15 protein-coding genes, 3 tRNA genes and 2 rRNA genes (1 of these 20 cut by a window edge) are annotated in these 19,838 nt (G+C 42.8%); 13 read left to right on the top strand and 7 right to left on the bottom strand.

Annotated elements, in window-relative coordinates; genetic code table 11:
- The 3 genes from VOI46_RS00655 to VOI46_RS00665 all read left to right on the top strand — a co-directional run.
- Positions 1 to 1,874: ribosomal RNA gene (locus VOI46_RS00655) — 23S ribosomal RNA — on the top strand (it extends 1,013 nt beyond the left edge of the window).
- A 202-nt stretch (positions 1,875 to 2,076) separates the two neighbouring features.
- Positions 2,077 to 2,191, top strand: a 5S ribosomal RNA gene (rrf, locus tag VOI46_RS00660).
- A gap of 597 nt (positions 2,192 to 2,788) precedes the next feature.
- Positions 2,789 to 3,445, top strand: a complete 657-nt coding sequence (locus tag VOI46_RS00665; protein WP_282337999.1) for an NAD(P)H-dependent oxidoreductase — start codon at positions 2,789 to 2,791, stop codon at positions 3,443 to 3,445.
- 49 nt (positions 3,446 to 3,494) lie between these two features.
- Here the strand turns inward: VOI46_RS00665 and VOI46_RS00670 are convergent, their stop codons facing one another.
- From VOI46_RS00670 to uvrD, 3 genes are read right to left on the bottom strand one after another with little or no spacing between them, the layout of a single operon-like run.
- Positions 3,495 to 4,343: a hypothetical protein gene (locus VOI46_RS00670; protein WP_004588661.1), complete on the bottom strand. Its 849-nt coding sequence runs from the start codon at positions 4,341 to 4,343 to the stop codon at positions 3,495 to 3,497.
- 58 nt (positions 4,344 to 4,401) lie between these two features.
- Positions 4,402 to 6,462: a GNAT family N-acetyltransferase gene (locus VOI46_RS00675; protein ID WP_004588662.1), complete on the bottom strand. Its 2,061-nt coding sequence runs from the start codon at positions 6,460 to 6,462 to the stop codon at positions 4,402 to 4,404.
- Positions 6,440 to 8,605 (bottom strand): DNA helicase II, encoded by a 2,166-nt coding sequence (gene uvrD / locus VOI46_RS00680; protein WP_004588663.1) that lies wholly within the window; start codon positions 8,603 to 8,605, stop codon positions 6,440 to 6,442. Before uvrD ends, VOI46_RS00675 begins: the two co-directional genes overlap by 23 nt.
- 311 nt (positions 8,606 to 8,916) lie before the next feature.
- On the opposite strand from uvrD, the gene VOI46_RS00685 reads away from it, so the two are divergent.
- Both VOI46_RS00685 and VOI46_RS00690 read left to right on the top strand, forming a co-directional pair.
- Positions 8,917 to 9,141 carry a hypothetical protein gene (locus VOI46_RS00685; RefSeq protein WP_004588664.1) on the top strand — a complete coding sequence of 75 codons (225 nt, stop codon included), beginning with the start codon at positions 8,917 to 8,919 and terminating at the stop codon, positions 9,139 to 9,141.
- Between the two features lie 113 nt (positions 9,142 to 9,254).
- A complete protein-coding gene (locus VOI46_RS00690; RefSeq protein ID WP_004588665.1) occupies positions 9,255 to 9,623 on the top strand; it encodes a YacL family protein in 369 nt (122 codons plus the stop codon).
- Between the two features lie 130 nt (positions 9,624 to 9,753).
- On the opposite strand, the gene VOI46_RS00695 is transcribed toward VOI46_RS00690, so the two are convergent.
- Positions 9,754 to 10,398, bottom strand: coding sequence for a peroxiredoxin-like family protein (locus VOI46_RS00695; protein WP_282337998.1), 645 nt, complete (start codon positions 10,396 to 10,398; stop codon positions 9,754 to 9,756).
- A gap of 105 nt (positions 10,399 to 10,503) precedes the next feature.
- Here VOI46_RS00695 and VOI46_RS00700 point away from each other — a divergent pair, with 105 nt between their 5' ends.
- The gene (locus VOI46_RS00700) at positions 10,504 to 11,127 is read left to right on the top strand and encodes a dUTP diphosphatase (RefSeq protein ID WP_004588667.1); all 624 of its coding nucleotides are present in this window, start codon (positions 10,504 to 10,506) and stop codon (positions 11,125 to 11,127) included.
- Between the two features lie 8 nt (positions 11,128 to 11,135).
- On the opposite strand, the gene yrfG is transcribed toward VOI46_RS00700, so the two are convergent.
- On the bottom strand, positions 11,136 to 11,783 hold the full coding sequence (gene yrfG / locus VOI46_RS00705; RefSeq protein ID WP_004588668.1) for a GMP/IMP nucleotidase: 648 nt from the start codon (positions 11,781 to 11,783) through the stop codon (positions 11,136 to 11,138).
- A gap of 62 nt (positions 11,784 to 11,845) precedes the next feature.
- Between yrfG and nudE the strand changes: the two genes are divergently transcribed.
- The 7 genes from nudE (at position 11,846) to VOI46_RS00740 (ending at position 16,348) form a co-directional block, all read left to right on the top strand.
- Positions 11,846 to 12,418 carry an ADP compounds hydrolase NudE gene (gene nudE, locus VOI46_RS00710; RefSeq protein WP_029772216.1) on the top strand — a complete coding sequence of 191 codons (573 nt, stop codon included), beginning with the start codon at positions 11,846 to 11,848 and terminating at the stop codon, positions 12,416 to 12,418.
- The gene (gene cysQ, locus VOI46_RS00715) at positions 12,411 to 13,202 is read left to right on the top strand and encodes a 3'(2'),5'-bisphosphate nucleotidase CysQ (protein ID WP_004588670.1); all 792 of its coding nucleotides are present in this window, start codon (positions 12,411 to 12,413) and stop codon (positions 13,200 to 13,202) included. Before nudE ends, cysQ begins: the two co-directional genes overlap by 8 nt.
- A 148-nt stretch (positions 13,203 to 13,350) precedes the next feature.
- Positions 13,351 to 13,427 (top strand) — tRNA-Met (locus VOI46_RS00720).
- Between the two features lie 78 nt (positions 13,428 to 13,505).
- A tRNA-Met gene (locus VOI46_RS00725) sits at positions 13,506 to 13,582 on the top strand.
- Positions 13,583 to 13,764: 182 nt separating this feature from the next.
- Positions 13,765 to 13,841: transfer RNA gene (locus VOI46_RS00730), tRNA-Met, on the top strand.
- A 350-nt stretch (positions 13,842 to 14,191) separates the two neighbouring features.
- On the top strand, positions 14,192 to 14,806 hold the full coding sequence (locus VOI46_RS00735; protein ID WP_055255143.1) for a trimeric intracellular cation channel family protein: 615 nt from the start codon (positions 14,192 to 14,194) through the stop codon (positions 14,804 to 14,806).
- Positions 14,807 to 14,839: 33 nt separating this feature from the next.
- Positions 14,840 to 16,348 (top strand): YifB family Mg chelatase-like AAA ATPase, encoded by a 1,509-nt coding sequence (locus tag VOI46_RS00740; RefSeq protein ID WP_004588672.1) that lies wholly within the window; start codon positions 14,840 to 14,842, stop codon positions 16,346 to 16,348.
- A 105-nt stretch (positions 16,349 to 16,453) separates the two neighbouring features.
- Here VOI46_RS00740 and VOI46_RS00745 read toward each other — a convergent pair whose 3' ends face one another.
- Both VOI46_RS00745 and VOI46_RS00750 read right to left on the bottom strand, forming a co-directional pair.
- The gene (locus VOI46_RS00745; protein ID WP_004588673.1) at positions 16,454 to 17,158 is read right to left on the bottom strand and encodes a response regulator transcription factor; all 705 of its coding nucleotides are present in this window, start codon (positions 17,156 to 17,158) and stop codon (positions 16,454 to 16,456) included.
- Between the two features lie 179 nt (positions 17,159 to 17,337).
- Positions 17,338 to 19,833 (bottom strand): S9 family peptidase, encoded by a 2,496-nt coding sequence (locus tag VOI46_RS00750; RefSeq protein WP_282337997.1) that lies wholly within the window; start codon positions 19,831 to 19,833, stop codon positions 17,338 to 17,340.
- Positions 19,834 to 19,838 lie beyond the last annotated feature (5 nt).

The following is a 19,838-nucleotide window of genomic DNA, read 5'->3' on the forward strand; positions in this document are numbered from 1 at the left end:
ACGATGTGGAAAGGCCCAGACAGCCAGGAGGTTGGCTTAGAAGCAGCCATCCTTTAAAGAAAGCGTAATAGCTCACTGGTCGAGTCGGTCTGCGCGGAAGATGTAACGGGGCTAAACTATGCACCGAAGCTGCGGATTCATCTTAGGATGAGTGGTAGGGGAGCGTTCTGTAAGCGGTTGAAGGTGTACCGGGAGGTATGCTGGACGTATCAGAAGTGCGAATGCTGACATGAGTAACGATAATGCGGGTGAAAAACCCGCACGCCGGAAGACCAAGGGTTCCTATCCCATGTTAATCAGGGTAGGGTAAGTCGACCCCTAAGGCGAGGCCGAAAGGCGTAGTCGATGGGAAACGGATTAATATTTCCGTACTTGGTATAATTGCGATGGGGGGACGGAGAAGGCTAAGCAAGCATGGCGATGGTTGTCCATGTGAAAGTGAGTAGGCTAGTGACTTAGGTAAATCCGGGTTGCTGTTAGGCTGAGACACGAGACGAGCACCCAAGGGTGTGAAGTTGCTGATGCCATACTTCCAGGAAAAGCCTCTAAGCTTCAGATTATACCGAATCGTACCCCAAACCGACACAGGTGGTCAGGTAGAGAATACTAAGGCGCTTGAGAGAACTCGGGTGAAGGAACTAGGCAAAATCGTACCGTAACTTCGGGAGAAGGTACGCTCCTATCTGTGATGAGATTTACTCTCTAAGCGGACGGGAGCCGCAGTGACCAGGTGGCTGGGACTGTTTATTAAAAACACAGCACTGTGCAAAATCGCAAGATGACGTATACGGTGTGACACCTGCCCGGTGCCGGAAGGTTAATTGATGGGGTTAGTTTTCGGACGAAGCTCTTGATCGAAGCCCCGGTAAACGGCGGCCGTAACTATAACGGTCCTAAGGTAGCGAAATTCCTTGTCGGGTAAGTTCCGACCTGCACGAATGGTGTAACCATGGCCACGCTGTCTCCACCCGAGACTCAGTGAAATTGAAATCGCAGTGAAGATGCTGTGTACCCGCGGCTAGACGGAAAGACCCCGTGAACCTTTACTACAGCTTGGCACTGAACATTGAACCTACATGTGTAGGATAGGTGGGAGACTTTGAAGCAGCGACGCTAGTTGTTGTGGAGTCGTCCTTGAAATACCACCCTTGTAGTTTTGATGTTCTAACGTTGGCCCCTGAATCGGGGTTACGGACAGTGCCTGGTGGGTAGTTTGACTGGGGCGGTCTCCTCCCAAAGAGTAACGGAGGAGCACGAAGGTTGGCTAAGTACGGTCGGACATCGTACGGTTAGTGTAATGGTAGAAGCCAGCTTAACTGCGAGACAGACACGTCGAGCAGGTACGAAAGTAGGTCATAGTGATCCGGTGGTTCTGAATGGAAGGGCCATCGCTCAACGGATAAAAGGTACTCCGGGGATAACAGGCTGATACCGCCCAAGAGTTCATATCGACGGCGGTGTTTGGCACCTCGATGTCGGCTCATCACATCCTGGGGCTGAAGTCGGTCCCAAGGGTATGGCTGTTCGCCATTTAAAGTGGTACGCGAGCTGGGTTTAGAACGTCGTGAGACAGTTCGGTCCCTATCTGCCGTGGGCGTTTGAGAATTGAGAGGGGTTGCTCCTAGTACGAGAGGACCGGAGTGAACGAACCGCTGGTGTTCGGGTTGTCATGCCAATGGCATTGCCCGGTAGCTACGTTCGGAACTGATAAGCGCTGAAAGCATCTAAGCGCGAAGCAGGCCTCGAGATGATTTCTCACTAGACTTTTAAAGTCTCTGAAGGGCCGTTGAAGACTACAACGTTGATAGGCAAGATGTGGAAGTGGTGTGAGCCATTAAGCTAACTTGTACTAATTACCCGTGAGGCTTAACCATACAACGCCAAACGCGTTTTGTGACAGAAACAAGCGACAGAAGTTAATAGCTAAAGTAGATAAATACTTAGACTTAAAAAATATTATCAGAATTTTCCAAATTTATGAGGTGACTCTTAGCGCGTAGCGTTAAAGTTGAGGCACCTTGCGCAAAGGAAAAAGAAGCACTACGTGCTTGTCATTAATCCTTTGCACCTAATTTGCTTGGTAACCATAGCGTTTTGGACCCACCTGACCCCATGCCGAACTCAGTAGTGAAACGAAACAGCGCCGATGATAGTGTAGCATTTGCTATGTGAAAGTAGGACATTGCCAGGCTCCAAATAAGAGAAACCCGTTACAGCGATGTGACGGGTTTTTTGCTGTCTGGGATTTAGTAAATAACCAAGAACCCATGCCAAACTCAGTATTCAAACAAAACAGCTCGAAGGCGAGCCCCACGGAAGGCCGACCCGACACAATGATAATGTCCCATTTGCTATGTGACTCTCTACCGCTGTGGGCACTACGACATCGCCAGGCTTCAAATACAAGAAAGCCCGACTCGAAAGAGCCGGGCTTTTTTACGTCTGCAGAAAAGAGAAATACCTGCCTTTACACAGTCTCCTCGACCTCCGTAGCGTGGGTTGAGTATCACGAAACCCGCGGATAAGGCTCGCCGCACATCTTTGTATGGTAAATATAGTGTTCTTATCTCACGAGTTGGATTACCAGCAACAACAGTATCCGCCTCTATATGTTTCGTAACGACCATTCCCGCAGCAATTAAACTGTTACCCCAAAAGGTATGAGCTTGATCTATTATCAAATTTTTTTAGAAAGTCTTTTAAGTATTTTGCTAATTATCAATTGATAGCAAACCCTATAAACTTGCCCCATCTTGTATTTACATACCTTACCAAAGGGGAGAAGAGCATGTCTCATCAAATTATTAAAGACTTACATAACCGTTACACGGCTAAAAAATACGATACGAGCAAACGTATTTCATCGGCGGATCTTGACGTAATTAAAGAAGCTATTCGCTTGTCTGCTTCTTCAATTAACTCTCAACCTTGGAAGTTTGTATTGGTAGAAAGTGATGAAGCTAAGCAGCGTTTGCACGATACATTTGCTAACAAGCACCAGTTTAATCAATTACACGCTAAAGAAGCGTCGCATACGCTGTTATTAGCTTACGATCCTAAGTTTACTAAAGAGAAGTTTGTTAAACGTGTGGATGTTGAAGTGAGCTCTGGTCACTTACCAGCGCAAATGCGTGATAGCTTTATGGGTGCCTACGCTTTTGCTGAAATGAATACGGATGAAAATGGCTACAATGGCAGCTGGACTAAAGCACAAGTTTACCTAGCGCTGGGTAACATTATGCATACACTGGCGCGTTTAAATATTGCATCTACGCCTATGGAAGGTGTTGATCCAGAGTTAATCGGTGAGAAGTTTAGCGAAGAGCTTGATGGTCATATTTGTGAAGTGGCACTTGCAATGGGTTACCCAGTTGAAGAAGAAGATTGGAACTTTGGCAAACCTAAAGCGCGTTTACCTGTTGAAGATATTATAGCTACTGTATAACGTGTTGCTATAAGTTAATTAGCCGAGAGCCTTCTCGGCTTTTTTATTTTTAGAATAAACCATACGCTTGTGTTTCTTCGTCTTCCTCTTGTGCTAAATGATCAGGTCTAAATATTGCGCTAGGGTCTATTAAAACACTGTGTTTTTCGGCTAACTTTATTAGCCCTCGCATCATGCCTTTGGTTTGCGGGTCTATATCAAAGCCTACATCGGTTAATTTATCGAGTGGCTTAATGTCTTCTTTTTTATAATCTATATTGTCCTCTACTTTATCTACTAGTAATCCGATATGCGGGTTGAGCCCATCTTTAGTAGTAAAAACAATAATAGGTTTATAATCGAGTGTTATTTGCTCTTTTGCCGCATCAAACAGTCGTTGTAATTGCATAAAGCTGTTGCGCTTTATACTCGCTAAATATTTACTGGCTTGTTTATAGTCTTGCTCGTTATGAGTACTAACTGCGCGATCTGTAGTTGTTACTAGCGCTTGAAAAGGCTCATCAAGTTTTTCTATGATAGTTTTTAGGTCACTGTTGTCAGTTTTAAACTCTTTATAAAATACGGCGATGTTGTGCAGCTGAGTTTTATCGTTTGTTATTACGTGGCTCTGTTGCGCGATGCTTTTTTCAAATTGGCTAAACCAATCATTAAGCGAGGCTTGCCAAGTTCTTAGCTCATTAAGTGCTTTTTTATTACTTTGCTCTGTAGAGCTGCCATTTAAAATAACACCTAGGTCGAACACCGGCGTGGGTGTTTCCATGTAGTCTTTTACACCAATAAAGCTCTTATTGTTATTTGGCAATGTAGTGAGGTTATTATCAAACCGCTCGGTGAGTAAAATATCGAGAATTTTAAGTGAAATGGTTTTACAGCCCACTTGAAAGTTTATGAATTCCATACCTTTATCTTTAATTGCCTTGTAATGCTTTAAGGATAGAACAAAATAGATAAATAGCTTAAAGGTTGTGTGGTTTTTTAATTAGTGACTTAACTGCGAGTTTAAATTGTTGCTCTAATGCTTTTTTTCCACTTAAACGATGTTGCTTGATTAGCTGCTCATTACTGTGGTTTTGTAATACCATTTGTATCAGCAAGTGGCGATCTTCACTTTTAGTTGCCATTAGGCTGGATGGGGAGTGGTTAAATAAATACCATAGTTTTGGCGCGGTATTAAAGCGATTTATTGTACTAATTGCAGTGTTTATAGGTGGGCTGGGCACGCTAGATTCATCGATAAATTTACTTATTAGCTCACTGACTAACTCACTGTCCAGTTGGCTAAAGTGCGTTAATAAACCATAAAACAAATCACTTTTAAATTGTTGAGCTAAGGTATGTAAGCCCTGCGTGGATGTGTTTAATGCTTTAATAACGAGGGCTGAGTGCTCACCCGTGCTTTTATCTCGCTGATAACCTAGCTTTACAGCACTAAAGTCCTGAGATTGCCAAAAACGTAAAAGCCCTGCTGTAGCCCCAAAACTTGCACCTATATAACTACAGGTGGGGGTTAGCTGATGTTGGCAATGCGCTAGCAATGCTTTACCTACACCTTGTTGGTGCAGGTTAGGTGCAACAGCTATACGAATAACGCGTGCGCTTTGTTTTGTTAAATAGCTTGGCTGTGCGCTTAATTGCGCGAGCGATTGCGCCATTAAATGCCCTTGTGGGCGGCGTTCACCACTGATTACTTGCTTAGCTAGCTCTGCATCCATACCGCCTTCAACTGCTATTAAACACACCCCCACAACATGCATGTCGCATCTACTAATAAACAGCCTTTGCGCTGGGGCATCAAGTAATTGGCGTAAATCGTTAACACTGCTCTGGTAATGGGCAAGTGCTAGCAACGCAACTATTTGCTGCAGTAAAGGCTCATTGTCAACGAGTTGCTGTTGAGTGACCTCAATATGCTCAATGTTATTTAAAGCGGGTGGGTATTCGTTATATTGTGCATCTAAAGCAAAGAGTGTGCGTACATGTTGCTCAAGAGGGTCGCCCTTGGCAAAGCGTAAAGGCTCTTCTAAGTTTACAATTTTTGCCGCTTTGTAATTTACTTTAATATATTGCGTAAAGCGAATGGTATAGCCTCGGCCATTACCCTCGTAGCCTACCAAGGTGCTTGCAAAGACTATACGCGGGTAGTGCTTTAATATGGTTAACAGTAGTGGGACAGGTATTGCGGCGGCTTCATCAACCAGTAATAAATCACATGGCGGCAACTGATTAAGCAGTGCATCGGGCGCCATGTATTGTAAATTAGCTAAATGTTTTTGCTGAGCCTTGTATTCCACCTGTAAGGTTTTAGCTAAATGCTTAAAACAGCTATGGGTGGCTCTAAATTGTGTTGCGCATACAATGATTTTTTTATCATGTAATGCTGCGGCTGCAAGACCTAGCGCGGCTGATTTTCCTCGCCCTCTGTCGGCATTAATAATTAAAGGCCTGTTCGCACGTCCTGTGGCCACCTTAATTATTTGCTCAACGCAGTGTTGCTGCGCCTGATACTCAATTTTATTTGTTACATTGCTTTTGAGCGGCGGCTGTTTAAAGTCAGTATGTTCATCAAAGTGTATGGCAGGTAGCGTTTGTAAAAGGCGAGAAAAACGTAAATTAAAATAGCTTTGCTGATTACTACACCCATAAGACTGCACGCTTTGCAGCGCAGGGTCTTGCCATGAGGCTAAATGTTGTAAATCAGGCAGTAATAAAAATAAAAGCCCGCCGGCTTTTACGGTGCCGGCTAATGCAGCGAGTTTATCGGGGTAAATGCCACTAAAACCATCATAAACGGCATGAGGAAACTCTTGCCCAAGTAGTTGATGAGTATGCTCAGGCCAACTTGCATTGGCAAGGCTGCTTGAAAGTAGCTTTACATCATCCGAACGGGTTAACGCGCTTAATAGCTCATAGCACCACGTAGGCTGGCCTGTAATTAGCACTAACTGACGATGCTTTGCGCCAGTTAGTTGCTGCGTTAATTGCTCAACACAGTGCTTATACAGCTTGAAGTCGTGCATATGCGGTTACTAACCATTTGCTACCGAGGTCATCAAAGTTTACTTGCACACGCGATTGCGCGCCGCTGCCTTCGTAATTAAGCACAGTGCCAATACCAAATTTAGCGTGAAGTACACGTTGGCCTAAGTTAAAACCACTTTCTTCAAATACAGCATGGCTTACTGATGCGCTAAAACGTCCTGCAGCAGGCGGTCGTGATACCTGTGTTTTAATACGAATTTCTTCTACGCAATCTTCGGGTATTTCACGTAAAAATCGCGATGGGCTATGGTACTTTTCTTGGCCGTATAAACGACGGCTTTCGGCATGGCTTATGTAAAGTTTGTCCATGGCACGGGTCATGCCCACGTAACAAAGGCGGCGTTCTTCTTCTAAGCGCCCTGACTCTTCATTACTTTGCTGCGATGGGAACATGCCTTCTTCAACGCCCACCATAAACACAAGCGGAAACTCTAAGCCCTTAGCAGAGTGAAGAGTCATCATTTGCACAGCGTCTTCGTGTTCATCGGCTTGGCCTTCACCAGACTCAAGTGAGGTATAAGCTAAAAAGCCTTGTAGTGGTGAGCTAAACTCTTCTTCTTCGGGGAGTTCATACTGATCGCAGGCACTGATAAGCTCTTCTAAGTTTTCTACGCGAGCTCGGCCTTTTTCGCCTTTTTCAGCTTGATACATGGCCATAAGGCCAGAGGTTTGGATAGTGTATTTGGCTTGCTCTTGCAGTGTAAGGTCGCTAATTTTATCTTCTATGTGCTCTACCAACTCTACAAATTTTGTAACAGCGCTTGCCGCACGACCCGATAAATGTTGCTGTTCAACAATTGCTTTAGCTGCGTACCAAAGAGGCAGCGACTCAGCACGCGCACAGTCGCGTATATGGCTAAGTGTTTTATCGCCAATACCGCGCGCAGGGGTGTTAATTACACGCTCAAATGCGGCGTCGTCTTGGCGGTTTCCTACCAATCGTAAGTACGATAGCGCATCTTTAATTTCTTGACGTTCGAAGAATCGCATACCACCGTAAATACGGTATTTTAAGCCTTCTTGTAGCATGGCTTCCTCGAGTACACGAGATTGCGCGTTACTACGGTATAAAATAGCGGCGTCTTGCAACGCATTACCAGCATTTAACCAGCTGCGTAGCTTGCTGCTTACAAAGCGGGCTTCGTCTAGCTCGTTAAAGGCGGCATAAATTGATATAGGCTCGCCTTCGTTACCATCGGTCCAAAGGCTTTTACCCATGCGCTCTGAATTGTTTTTAATTAGCGCATTAGATGCTTTTAGAATGGTCGCGGTTGAGCGGTAGTTTTGCTCAAGACGAATAGTTTCGGCGTCAAAATCAGTTAAAAAGCGTTTAATGTTTTCTATTTTAGCGCCGCGCCAACCGTAAATACTTTGGTCATCGTCGCCTACAATCATAATGCTTTGTGTATCACCAGCAAGTAGCTTTAACCATGCGTATTGAATGGTATTGGTATCTTGGAACTCGTCTACCAGCATGTGGGCAAAGCGCTGCTGGTAATGGCGAAGTAGCGTAGGGTTATTTTTAAGTACTTCGTAGCTACGTAGCAGTATTTCTGCAAAATCAACTAAACCAGCACGGTCACACGCCTCTTGATAGGCGGCATATACACGCAGCATCATTTGCTCGTTTATATCGTAGGCTTGAATATCTTTAGGGCGCAGGGCTTCATCTTTTTTAGCGCTGATGTACCAGCCAAATTGTTTGGCGGGCCACTTTTTGTCATCAATATTCATTGATTTTAATAAGCGCTTGATCATTCTAAGTTGATCGTCAGAGTCTAAAATTTGAAAGGCTTCTGGTAGGTTTGCTTCACGGTGATGAGCGCGCAAAATACGGTGTGATAGACCATGGAAAGTACCAATCCACATACCACCGACAGGTGCTTTTAAGGTTTCTTCAACACGGGTGCGCATTTCTTTAGCGGCTTTATTGGTAAAAGTAACTGCAAAAATACTATAGGCTGATGCTTGCTCAACCTGCATTAACCACGCGATACGATGAACTAAAACACGTGTTTTACCCGAACCAGCACCTGCTAATACCAGCATGTTTTGTAGTGGGGCTGCAACGGCATCGCGTTGTTTGTCATTTAAGCCATCGAGTAATTCAGAAACGTCCATCGTTACGCCTTTTCAATCAATAATGAGGGCAGTATAACAGGTGTTTTTGTTAGGCTAAATAAAATACTGTTTTTATGAACAGCTATTCTAAAAATACTTGTAAAACTAATCCCTTAGCCGCTTTTTTGTACTCTTAAGTAACGATAATTAATAATAAAAATAATCAAATTGACCTATATTTAGTAAAAAATACTAAAGCAGTTATTTAGTAGTAATTTAACTATCTGATTTTTAAGCTTTAATAAATTGGCATAAAGTGTGATAGTAAGTAAATAACTAAAACTTAAAATTAATTAACTACAGAGGTGAGTATGGCTGATCAAGGTTCTGGCGGTAATGTTATTGCAGCGTTGTGTAATATATTTTTTCCTGGTTTAGGGCAATTGGTACAAGGGCGAATTTTAGCCGCTATCTTTTTTGCGCTAGCTATTATAATTAGTTACGCACTTATTTATGTATTAGTAGGCTTCGTACTCGTGCCTATTATTTATTTATGGTCGATTATAGATGCTGCACGTTTTAGATCGCGAAGTTAGCTTTTATGTCACCTATTTAATAGCGCCCATTGGCGCTATTTTGCGTTTTAGGGTCGGTATTTAAGGCTATTTATGGGTATAATTAGTGCATTAGCGTTTTAAAAGTAAAAATTATGGAATATCAATTTATACGTGACCCTATTAGTGGGCTGCGCATTAAAATAAGCAGCGAGCATGCCCTAATTGGCCGCTGGTTAAACGAAGAAATTGGCAAAGAAAAAGTCGCGATGGTACAAGCACTTATTAGCTCGGTAAAAACAAGTTACGAGCCAATAACGTTAAAAGGCCAAGAGATAGACTTAATACTCTCTAAAGACGAAGCCTTATTTGAAGCCCATGCTCTACACCAAGACAGCGAAGATTTAGTCGCCTATCAAGATGATGACTTAATGCTTGAAGAAAATGGCCTAGTGAGTGGTTGTGGCTTTGAAGATTTTATAGATTTAATAGAGTCGTGGGCTGAGTTTACTGGCTCGCGTTAAACGTTTAAAAGGCCAACCTAGTTGGCCTTTTTTGTAATATCAATTGTGTAAAGTTATTAAGCATTTATAGCGCTCTATTTAGCACCCTAGAATGATTAAATATTTAAGTCGATTGGTATATAACTACAGATTATTGATTTTCTATTGATTTAACGCCAGCTAATAATAGCTCCTCTGTTAAACGTACTTTGTAATTAGGGTTTGCGTACTGAAAATACACAACGCCACTTTTATCAATTACAAATACAGCCGGTACAGGTAAAGCGACGTTTACCTTGCCTTGGGCATCAACAAAGTTAACACCGCGCTTATTGCGATAGATAGCGGCTGTTTTATCATCTAAAAAATAAGCTAAACCTAAGGCTTTTGCTAGGGTTAGGCTATCATCTGAAAGCAGTAAATAATTTGGCGAGCTTATTTTACTTTGGGCTAGTTTTTCTGGGCTATCTGGCGATACTGCAATAATTTGCGCGTTTAAATTAGCGAGTTGCTGCTCAATTTTTTGTATATTAGCCAGTTGCTTTGAGCAATAAGGACACCAACCTCCGCGGTAAATAATAAGCACCGTTGTTTTTTCAGCAAAGCGCTTTTGTAACTCTACATTATTACCATGTTGATCTTTGAGCGTTATATTAGGCACGCTTAAGCCCGGTAATAATGATGATACTTGCTCGGGGGCTGCAGCAATTCCTTCTGTACTTGCTTGCGCATTCGTTACTAAAAAAGCAGCCATTACAATAGTCGCCAAGGTGTGTAGTAACACTTTACTCATCATTATTTCCTGCCTTGTTTTTATGTGCTGTTTATAATAGATCAAAAATGCACTTTTTATTATTTGCCTGTATCATAAGCGTAATTTAAAAGCTCAAGTGGAAACGATATGTCAGCCAACTTAAATAAGCTAGTAGTAATGCTAGAAATGCAAAATGCCATGAACACTAAAGTTCATGATCAATGGTTTAGCCAAGGCTTTGAGTGGTACAGAGCCATTTGGGTAGAGTGTGCAGAAATGCTAGATCATTACGGTTGGAAGTGGTGGAAAAAACAAACCCCAGACACCGAGCAAGTAATTCTAGAATTGGTTGATATATTTCATTTTGGTTTGTCGTTAAGAATTGACGGAACAACCTCTTACGAAGAGTTAGCTAAGCAGCTAGAACAAGAACTTAGCGCACCACAGGCCGCAGATGACTTTAAACAAACTCTTGAAATATTAGCAGCTTCAGCAGTTGCAAATAAAACCTTTAACGCGGCCGCGTTTGCAGGGTGTATGGCGCAAATAGGGATGGATATTGACGATTTATACCGCGGTTACGTAGGTAAAAACACGTTAAACTTTTTCCGCCAAGATCATGGCTACAAAGATGGCAGCTACATCAAAGTATGGAATGGCCAAGAAGATAACGAGCATTTAGTCGAAGTCGTTAAAAGCCTTGATACCGAACATGCCGACTTTGCAAAGTTAGTATATCAAGGCCTAGTGGCGCGTTACCCACAACAATAATCTAGCTGCTAGATTATGTTTCTGTAGTCGGTTACGTTTAAGTAATCGGCTATTACATTATGTGGTTGCTGGCTATCTGGGTTGGCCACCGCAAGTAAATGTTCAATGCCGTATTCTCGGGCAGCATTTAAAACTGGCACACTGTCATCAACAAACAAAGTGCGCTGCTTATTAAACCCTAAGTCCTTTTGTACTTGATGCCATAAACTTTGCTGCTCTTTACTCACTCCGTATTGATGAGTAGACACCACGCCATCTAAATAATTATCTATCGCGGTATGTTCAAATTTAAGCATGACGTTTTCAGGGTGGGCGTTAGTTAAAAGAATTAGCTCTTTACCTGCTTTTTTTAACTCTGTTAAAAAGTGGGGCACATCTTCGCGTACTTTTATTAAGTGCTGGGTTTGGCGTTTTAATTCCATTATCGGTAAATTGAGTTGCTCTTGCCAATAATCTAAGCAATACCACTGTATTTGACCACTTACCGCTTGATAGCGTTTGTGCATATCGGCTTTTGCTTCATCAAGGGTAATATTGCGAGTGAGCGCAAGTTGCTCTGGTACAACGTTAAGCCAGAAGTGACTATCGAAATGTAAATCGAGTAATGTTCCGTCCATATCGAGTAAAACGGTATCGATTTTTGACCAATTTAGCATGGGCTTTTCCTTGTGAAAAGTTTATGATTAAGCACAACTGCCATGATAGCAAAATAACGCCAATGACACAGAAAAAGCACCCAACTCCGCCTCAAATTATTAGTAACAATGTAGTTGCTAAAAGCCGTTTATTTACTGTTGAATCGTTAGAGCTTAAGTTTTCTAATGACGAAGAGCGCCAGTATGAGCGCATACGTGGCGGTGGCCGCGGGGCTGTAATGATTGTACCAATAACTGCAGATAACGAAATGCTACTGGTACGTGAGTATTGCGCGGGCACAAACGACTACCAATTAGGCTTTCCTAAAGGCTTGATAGACCCAGGCGAAACACCACAGCAAGCAGCAAACAGAGAGCTTAAAGAAGAAGTGGGTTTTGGTGCTGAATTTTTTGAGCCGCTAAAAGTAGTATCAATGGCGCCAAGTTACTTTAACGCGACCATGCATATTTTATTTGCTAAGCAACTATATCCGCAAACGTTAGAAGGTGATGAGCCCGAACCTTTAGTGGTTGTTAAGTGGCCATTAACAGATTGGCAGTCATTATTAGAGCAAGACGATTTTACCGAAGCTCGCAGTGTTGCCGCTTTGCTATTATTAAATAAGTATTTAGCGTCTGGAGCTGCAAATGAATAAATTACTAGAGCCTTGTATTGAACTTGCACAAAGTGCAGGCGATGCCATTATGGCTATTTATAAAAAAGACGATATTGGCCAGCAAGAAAAATCAGACTCTACGCCTGTTACAAAAGCAGACTTAGCGTCTAACGATGTGCTTGTTGCTGGTTTAAAAGCGCTTGCGCCCGACATCCCTATCATGTCGGAAGAAACGCCTATTCCGGCACTTGCCCAAAGAAAGAACTGGCAGCGCTATTGGTTATTAGATCCGATGGATGGCACTGGCGAGTTTATTTTAGAAAGTGGTGACTTTGCCGTTAATATTGCACTTATTGAAAATAATCACCCCGTTTTAGGTGTGATTCATTGGCCAGCAAAAGGGATCACTTACTTTGCTACTGCTAATCAGGGGGCATTTAAACGAGAAAATGGTAGCGACACAAAAATGTCGGTAGCAACACCCGATAACCTAACGTTGGCAGTAAGCCGTAGACAAAAAATTGAAGCGGTCAGTCAGTATTTAAATACGCAGTTTGCCACTATTGCAGTAGGCTCGTGCTCGCTAAAAGCATGTATAGTTGCCGAGGGTAAAGCCGACTGCTTTTTACGAATTGGCCCTACAGGCGAGTGGGATACCGGCGCGTCACAAGTTATTGTAGAAGAAGCGGGCGGGTGTATAACCGATGCAGAATTTAATCCGCTTACTTATAACCAGCGTGAGAGCACTGAAAATCCTGACTTTATTGTAATGGGACACCCAGATTGGGAGTTTCAAAAAATGATAAGCCCACATCAGAGATAGCTATTTATAGTGCTTGTTGGTTGCTTTTTGTTCGGTTGAACACAATTAACTAGTTAAAGCCTTGCAATATAAGTTTATTCCTATATTATAGCGCTCTCTTCGAAACAGGCTCGTTATTAACACGAAACTATTTCAAAGAAATTACAGGCGCGGGATGGAGCAGCCTGGTAGCTCGTCGGGCTCATAACCCGAAGGTCGTCGGTTCAAATCCGGCTCCCGCAACCAATTTTTTAAAAAGTTTGGTTACTGTAAACTCTAACTTAAGAGATTAAATTAAGTAGTCGATAGACTTAAAATAACAGGCGCGGGATGGAGCAGCCTGGTAGCTCGTCGGGCTCATAACCCGAAGGTCGTCGGTTCAAATCCGGCTCCCGCAACCAATTTCCTTTAGGGGTTTGAGGTTACTGTAAAATGTTAGTTAAAGAAAAGCTTGTCGGTCTCAGCTCTTCATTAGCCAGCAAAGGTAGTCGTTTTAAATCCGGCTCCCGCAAGCAATTTCCTTTAGGGAGTTGGCAGCCACGTTGTAATGTAAGCAACGCTAAATAAGTATACATATTTCAGGCGCGGGATGGAGCAGCCTGGTAGCTCGTCGGGCTCATAACCCGAAGGTCGTCGGTTCAAATCCGGCTCCCGCAACCACTGAAATACATAAAATGAAACGACACGCCAAAAGCGTGTTTTTTTATGCCTGAAATTCAGTGAAATGAATAGCTCGTCGGGCTCAGCTCTGCATAAGCCAGCAAAGGTCGTCGGTTCACCTTTCATAAGCTCTGGCTCCCGCAACCACTGAAATACATAAAATGAAACGACACGGTTAAAGCGTGTTTTTTTATGCCTGAAATTTATATTTCTTTCCCTATAAAGCACTCTTAGATTTATACCCCCGAGTAATATCTATAAATATTATAAACTTCTCTAAAAATATGTTATTACTTAAAACTTTGTATAGTTTGTGTTAAAACGGCACAAATAATTTTGGGTTGTTACACATGACTGAACTTTATCACTGGTTTGATTTAATCGGCATTGCTGTGTTTGCTGTTACAGGTACTTTGGTCGCACACGAAAAGAAAATGGATGGTTTTGGGGTTGTAGTATTAGCAGCGGTAACAGCGATTGGGGGCGGTACGGTTCGCGATCTCATATTAGATGTTCCGGTATTTTGGCTACACGATCAAAGTTTTTTTTATGCTATTTTAGCCGCGGTATTTATTACCACGCGGCTTATTAACAAGCAAAAGTCGATTCCGCACTACACATTACAAATTGCCGATGCATTTGGTTTAGCATTTTTTGCGGTAATGGGCACCCAAAAAGCCTTACTAGCCGGCATGCCAAATATGACCGCGATTATTATGGGTGTAATTACCGGTTGCTTCGGGGGCATGCTCCGTGATGTGCTTGCTCGCGAAATTCCTATGCTGCTAAAAGGTGAGTTATACGCTATTACCTGTATTGCTGGCGGTGTAGTTTATACGCTGGGAATTCATTTTGCGTTCGCGACCGAACTTGCCATGGTAATGGCAATGCTAACCACCTTATTGCTTCGTATTGCGGCTATTAAATGGCAAATCACAGTACACGTTTTTAAATATTCTGACTAAACTAATTAATTAAACCATTAATTAGGATAAGGAATGTCGCTAGCTCGCATTTACTCTCGTGCCCAAGTGGGTATAAACGCCCCCGAGGTTATTGTAGAAGTACACCTAGGTAATGGTTTACCGGCATTTAATATTGTTGGGCTGCCAGAGGCCTCAGTTAAAGAATCAAAAGACAGGGTGCGTAGCGCCCTAGAAAACTCTCAATTTGGTTTTCCTGATCAACGTATTACCGTAAATTTAGCCCCTGCCGATTTACCTAAAGATGGCGGGCGTTTCGACTTAGCCATTGCCGTAGGTATTTTAGTGGCCTCGGGGCAGGTAGTGTGTCCAGATATACATAAATATGAATTTTACGGTGAGCTTGCCCTTAATGGTGAAGTGCGGGGAGTTAATGCCATTTTGCCTTCTGTACTTGCTGCAAAAGAGCAAAACCGTTGCTGCTTTTTACCTTTTACCAACGATAGCCTCGCAAGTTTGGTGAACGGCGTTAAGCGTAAAGCGGTTAACTCGTTACAAGAAGTATGGGGGGATTTATTAAATCAGCAGCCACTACCTTTAAATATTGAATACCCAGATTGCGCCCAGTCTCCCGACTTTTTACTCGATTTAAGTGATGTTAAAGGCCAACCCGGTGCTAAGCGAGTGCTAGAAATAGCCGCCGCTGGAGGCCATAACCTACTTTTTTTAGGTCCACCTGGTACGGGTAAATCTATGCTAGCGCAGCGTATGGCTACGATAATGCCAACCATGTCAGACGATGAGGCAATATCAACGGCTGCACTGTATTCTATTATTGGCCAATCAATTGATTTAAATAATTGGCGCCAACGGCCTTTTCGAAACCCACACCACACTTGCTCGGCAGTCGCTTTAGTTGGTGGCTCTTCAAACCCTAAACCGGGTGAAATTTCACTTGCGCATAACGGGGTGTTGTTTTTGGACGAGCTTCCGGAATTTGAACGTAAGGTACTTGATTCGCTGCGTGAACCCATGGAAACCGGCTCGGTGGTTATTTCGCGGGCTGCAAGGCAAATGGAGTTTCCGGCGCAGTTTCAGCTTATAGCCGCACTAAACCCAAGCCCTACCGGGTGTCATAATGATAAGCGAGCAACACCTGACCAAGTGATGCGCTATTTATCGCGCGTATCAGGCCCGTTTATCGATCGTATCGATTTACAAATAGAGCTACCGCGACTAACAAGTGTTGAACTACAAAGTACCGAGCCTGAAGAAACCAGCGCCCAAGTAAGAGCCCGAGTAGAGGCGGCCTACAGTGCACAGCTAAAGCGCCAAGGTAAAGTTAATGCACGATTAAATAATAAAGAAATGAATATACATTGCACTTTAGCCCCGGCTGAGTTGCAGTTTTTAGCGCGCGCTAGCGAAAAGCTGTCGTTATCGCCACGCTCGTACCATAGGGTCATTAAAGTGGCGCGTACTATTAGTGATTTAAAAGGTGCAGAGCATATTAGTTTAGAAGAGCTAAAAGAGGCGCTAAACTATCGCGCTTTTGAGCGGTTACTAGCGCAGTTAACTAAATAAACTAAACGCTGCTGGAAATAATACCGAACCGCAATAATGTTTAATCATTTTAAGGTGCTAAGCTCGGAGCTTGCTGCGTTTTTCTGCGTTTAAAATTTTAATGCGCTAAATTGAGAGCATGTAACCTTTGCCGCGCACGGTTACAATGCGTTTTTGGTCTTTTTCATCGTATAGTTTTTTACGCAAACGGCCAATTAAAACATCCACAGTGCGGTCATTTGGGCTCCAATCTGGTTGGCCTATTTCTTCTGATATTTTTTCTCGCGAGGTTGCTTTGCCTGCGTTGCTAATTAAACAAATTAGCACTTTGTGCTCGGCTTCGGTTAAGCGCGATTCAATACCTGATGAGGTAATTAATGTGCGGTTATCGGGGTGGAGTTTAAAGTCGGCGTACTCTATAAACTCTTCGCTTTCATCATCGTCTTGATTAATTGCAATACGTTTATAAAGTGCGCGCATGCGCAGCTCAAGTTCTAATAAATCAACAGGCTTACAAATATAGTCATCAGCACCTTGTGCAAGCCCTGCAATACGATCGGCTTGAGAGTCGCGGCTAGATAAAACAATCACGCCAATATCGGTCAAAGTGTTGAGCTCTTTGGCAAGCTGCAACCCATCACGCTTGGGTAATACAATATCAATAATGGCAAGAGAAATAGCACTGCGCAGGTTTACGCGTTGCCTAACTATGTTTAGGGCATCGGCACCTGTGGGGTCTATTTCTATCGAAAATTCGGTGTCTGTAAAGTGATTTTGGATGCGCTTAACGAGTAGCTCGTCGTCTTCAACCAATAAAACGTTAATTGCCATAGGACTTATTTTTGTATATTTATAGCTCTGTATGGTAGCACCAATCGTTAAATGCTGAGAAGGGGGCGGTGTAACTTTTCGGTAACTTTATGTTTCAGATATAAAAGGCGGATTACCTAAGGTTGCTGTTTATGTGAGTAAGCTCAGCACATTTAGCTAAAAATGTGCTGAGCGCTGTGTTACTTATCTGAATACATTGCGTCCCACCACTGTGGTTCGCCTTTTAGTTGTTTATCAAAATAAGCAAGCATGGTGTTCCACCAATCAAAGCGTTTATCACGAGCAAAAATTTGATGGTCGGCGCCTTTATATTCAATAAGTTCTACGTCTTTATTTAAAAGCTTTAAGGCGGTATACATGGTTAAGCTTTCGCCAACAGGTACATTGGTATCGCCATCGCCGTGTAACAGTAGTAAAGGGGTCGTTACTTTATCGGCATGAAATACAGGGCTGTGATCGCTATAAAGTGAAGCGTTATTCCACGGAAAGCTATTTTTTGATGCTTCGCCTGAGTATAAATACCCCCACCAACCTTCGCCCCAATACGAGGTTAAGTTTGATATACCCGCATGCGCAATAGATGCACTAAACATGTCTGTTTTGGTGGCAAGTAGCATGGTCATGAAGCCTCCGTATGAGGCGCCTAAGTTACCCACTTTTTTGCTATCAACAAAATCGTATTTTTTTAAAAAGGCGTGTGTACCTTGCATTATATCGCTAGCGGTATAGTCGCCCCAGGCGTTAACGTGCTGAGCAGAAAATGTTTGCCCAAAACCAGTTGCCCCTGTTGGCTGCAATACATAAACAACATAGCCATTTTCTGCCCACAAGTTAAATGGGTAGCGCCCTGTAAAACCACGGGTAACCGGTGAGGTGCCACCGTAGTAATAGACAAGTGCAGGGTGTTTTTTAGTTTTATCTAGGTTAGTAGGTATGTACACACGCCCTGTAATTTCTACGCCGTCTTTATTTGTAAAGTTAAACTCTTCCAGAGTCGGTATTTGTGTATTAGCGTAGGCAAGCGGCTTAGAGTCCCAGATTAGGTCTGTTTTATTTTTACTTATATTTAAGCGTTTAAGCTGCTGAGGGGTAGATGCTGTGGTACCGCTTAGTAGCACTTGCGGGTTTCTCTCGTGCGAGTAGCTAAATTGCTCAACGATATCTAAACCCGTATTAAGTTTTTTAAAGCGCTGTTTGCTCAAGTCATATAAATACAAAGGTTGGGTATCTTGCTCGGTTACTTTTATAAGCGCATCGCCATTATCAAGCACATGTAATTCACCTATAGCGGGGTCAAACTGTTTACTAAGCGCTTTTACGTTTTTACCGTTATCGCTAAGTAAGTATAATTGGCCGTCGTAATTATTAGCTAACATCCCTTTTGGAAGGGCACGGCCTGCGCCATTTTTAAAATCTGGGCCAGCAACAACGTACACATCTTTGTTGGCGTACTTTGCATGGTTAAAGGTTTTAAATTTACCAAAAGACGTTATTTTATTCGATTGTAAGTCAAGTTCCACCAGTTCAGTTTCTGGGTGGGTGGTGGCTTGCATAACCATAACTTGGCGGCTCATTAATACTTTGCCACGATTAGTGTTTGCATCTTCAAAGCTATGCGAAATAGGGCCTTGGCTAAGCGCTTTGGTTAAGCCGCTGTTGGTGTCTAACATATAGAGCTGACTTACGTTGCGTGCGTATGACCATCTATCTTGAAGGCCTTTGTAGTGCTTAGTTAAGCTGTTGTTGTCTTCGGGGGTTTTAGACCAGCTAAAAATAAGGCTGTTGTTATCATAAAAATTAAAGTTACTCGCGCCTTCAAGCTCTCTGGCCAATGTTTTAATGCTGAAGTTTTTACGGTTTAGCTGTTTTAGTTCACTCCCTAACATATAAACTAAAAATTGATTATTGGGGCTCCATACCATATTGCTTGGTTGCTGGCCTTCAAAGCGATACAAGGTTTGATTTTGGCTATTTTTAAGCTCAGTTACCACGTTTGCTTGGTTAGCTGTTTTATTTGAATAGCTACGCGTGCTGGTAACGTATTGCTTAGCATCGGGCGCTAAAGAAAGTCCACTAATGGTGGGTGCATCAAAAAGTTGCTCGGCTGAAAGTCGCTTAGTTGTAGAGGTGTTAATTGTAATGTTGTCAGTGTCGGCTTGGGGTTCAAAGTCGAGAGAAACGTTGTTCCAGTTAGCCACTTGTTGCGCCACTACAATCACACTATGAGAGCCATTAGTTAACGATAAAGAGTATGTGTGGTTATCGCCTTTTTGAAGCTTGGCATCAATAAACAACTGAGCGTTTTCTATCCCTTTTATAGTTAATGTGCCTTGGCTATAGCGGGTTGTTTCAATATTGAACTTAAGCGCTTGTAGGCCACCTAAAGTAAGTGCGTTTACTTTATTAAACGGCTGCCAGCTATGCTTTTTACCAAATACAGACACACTTTGCGTATTACGTTGCAACTGCTCTAATAAGTTATTAATAATGACTTGGCCGTGTGGTGTTTGAAATGGCTTAACTTGCATGTTTTCGCCTAAAGGGCCAATAAACTCGATATTTGATTTATCAAGCGGGGCTGCTATTGCTGTCAAGCTCAAGCTGCCAAGAGCAAAAAAGGTAGCTGCTTGTTTTAGTAATTTATTTTTTGTGGTCCAAGGTGAGCTAATTCTCATATTTG

Origin of the sequence: Pseudoalteromonas sp. CuT4-3 (genome assembly GCF_035666335.1) — a bacterium.
GTDB classification, from domain to species: Bacteria; Pseudomonadota; Gammaproteobacteria; order Enterobacterales; family Alteromonadaceae; genus Pseudoalteromonas; species Pseudoalteromonas atlantica.

Bases quoted from the DNA above. Each gene is read 5' to 3' on its own strand.
- VOI46_RS00665 (WP_282337999.1), top strand. From the start codon at position 2,789: ATGTCTCATCAAATTATTAAAGACTTACATAACCGTTACACGGCTAAA.
- VOI46_RS00670 (WP_004588661.1), bottom strand. From the start codon at position 4,343: ATGGAATTCATAAACTTTCAAGTGGGCTGTAAAACCATTTCACTTAAA.
- VOI46_RS00675 (WP_004588662.1), bottom strand. From the start codon at position 6,462: ATGCACGACTTCAAGCTGTATAAGCACTGTGTTGAGCAATTAACGCAG.
- uvrD (WP_004588663.1), bottom strand. From the start codon at position 8,605: ATGGACGTTTCTGAATTACTCGATGGCTTAAATGACAAACAACGCGAT.
- VOI46_RS00685 (WP_004588664.1), top strand. From the start codon at position 8,917: ATGGCTGATCAAGGTTCTGGCGGTAATGTTATTGCAGCGTTGTGTAAT.
- VOI46_RS00690 (WP_004588665.1), top strand. From the start codon at position 9,255: ATGGAATATCAATTTATACGTGACCCTATTAGTGGGCTGCGCATTAAA.
- VOI46_RS00695 (WP_282337998.1), bottom strand. From the start codon at position 10,398: ATGATGAGTAAAGTGTTACTACACACCTTGGCGACTATTGTAATGGCT.
- VOI46_RS00700 (WP_004588667.1), top strand. From the start codon at position 10,504: ATGTCAGCCAACTTAAATAAGCTAGTAGTAATGCTAGAAATGCAAAAT.
- yrfG (WP_004588668.1), bottom strand. From the start codon at position 11,783: ATGCTAAATTGGTCAAAAATCGATACCGTTTTACTCGATATGGACGGA.
- nudE (WP_029772216.1), top strand. From the start codon at position 11,846: ATGACACAGAAAAAGCACCCAACTCCGCCTCAAATTATTAGTAACAAT.
- cysQ (WP_004588670.1), top strand. From the start codon at position 12,411: ATGAATAAATTACTAGAGCCTTGTATTGAACTTGCACAAAGTGCAGGC.
- VOI46_RS00735 (WP_055255143.1), top strand. From the start codon at position 14,192: ATGACTGAACTTTATCACTGGTTTGATTTAATCGGCATTGCTGTGTTT.
- VOI46_RS00740 (WP_004588672.1), top strand. From the start codon at position 14,840: ATGTCGCTAGCTCGCATTTACTCTCGTGCCCAAGTGGGTATAAACGCC.
- VOI46_RS00745 (WP_004588673.1), bottom strand. From the start codon at position 17,158: ATGGCAATTAACGTTTTATTGGTTGAAGACGACGAGCTACTCGTTAAG.
- VOI46_RS00750 (WP_282337997.1), bottom strand. From the start codon at position 19,833: ATGAGAATTAGCTCACCTTGGACCACAAAAAATAAATTACTAAAACAA.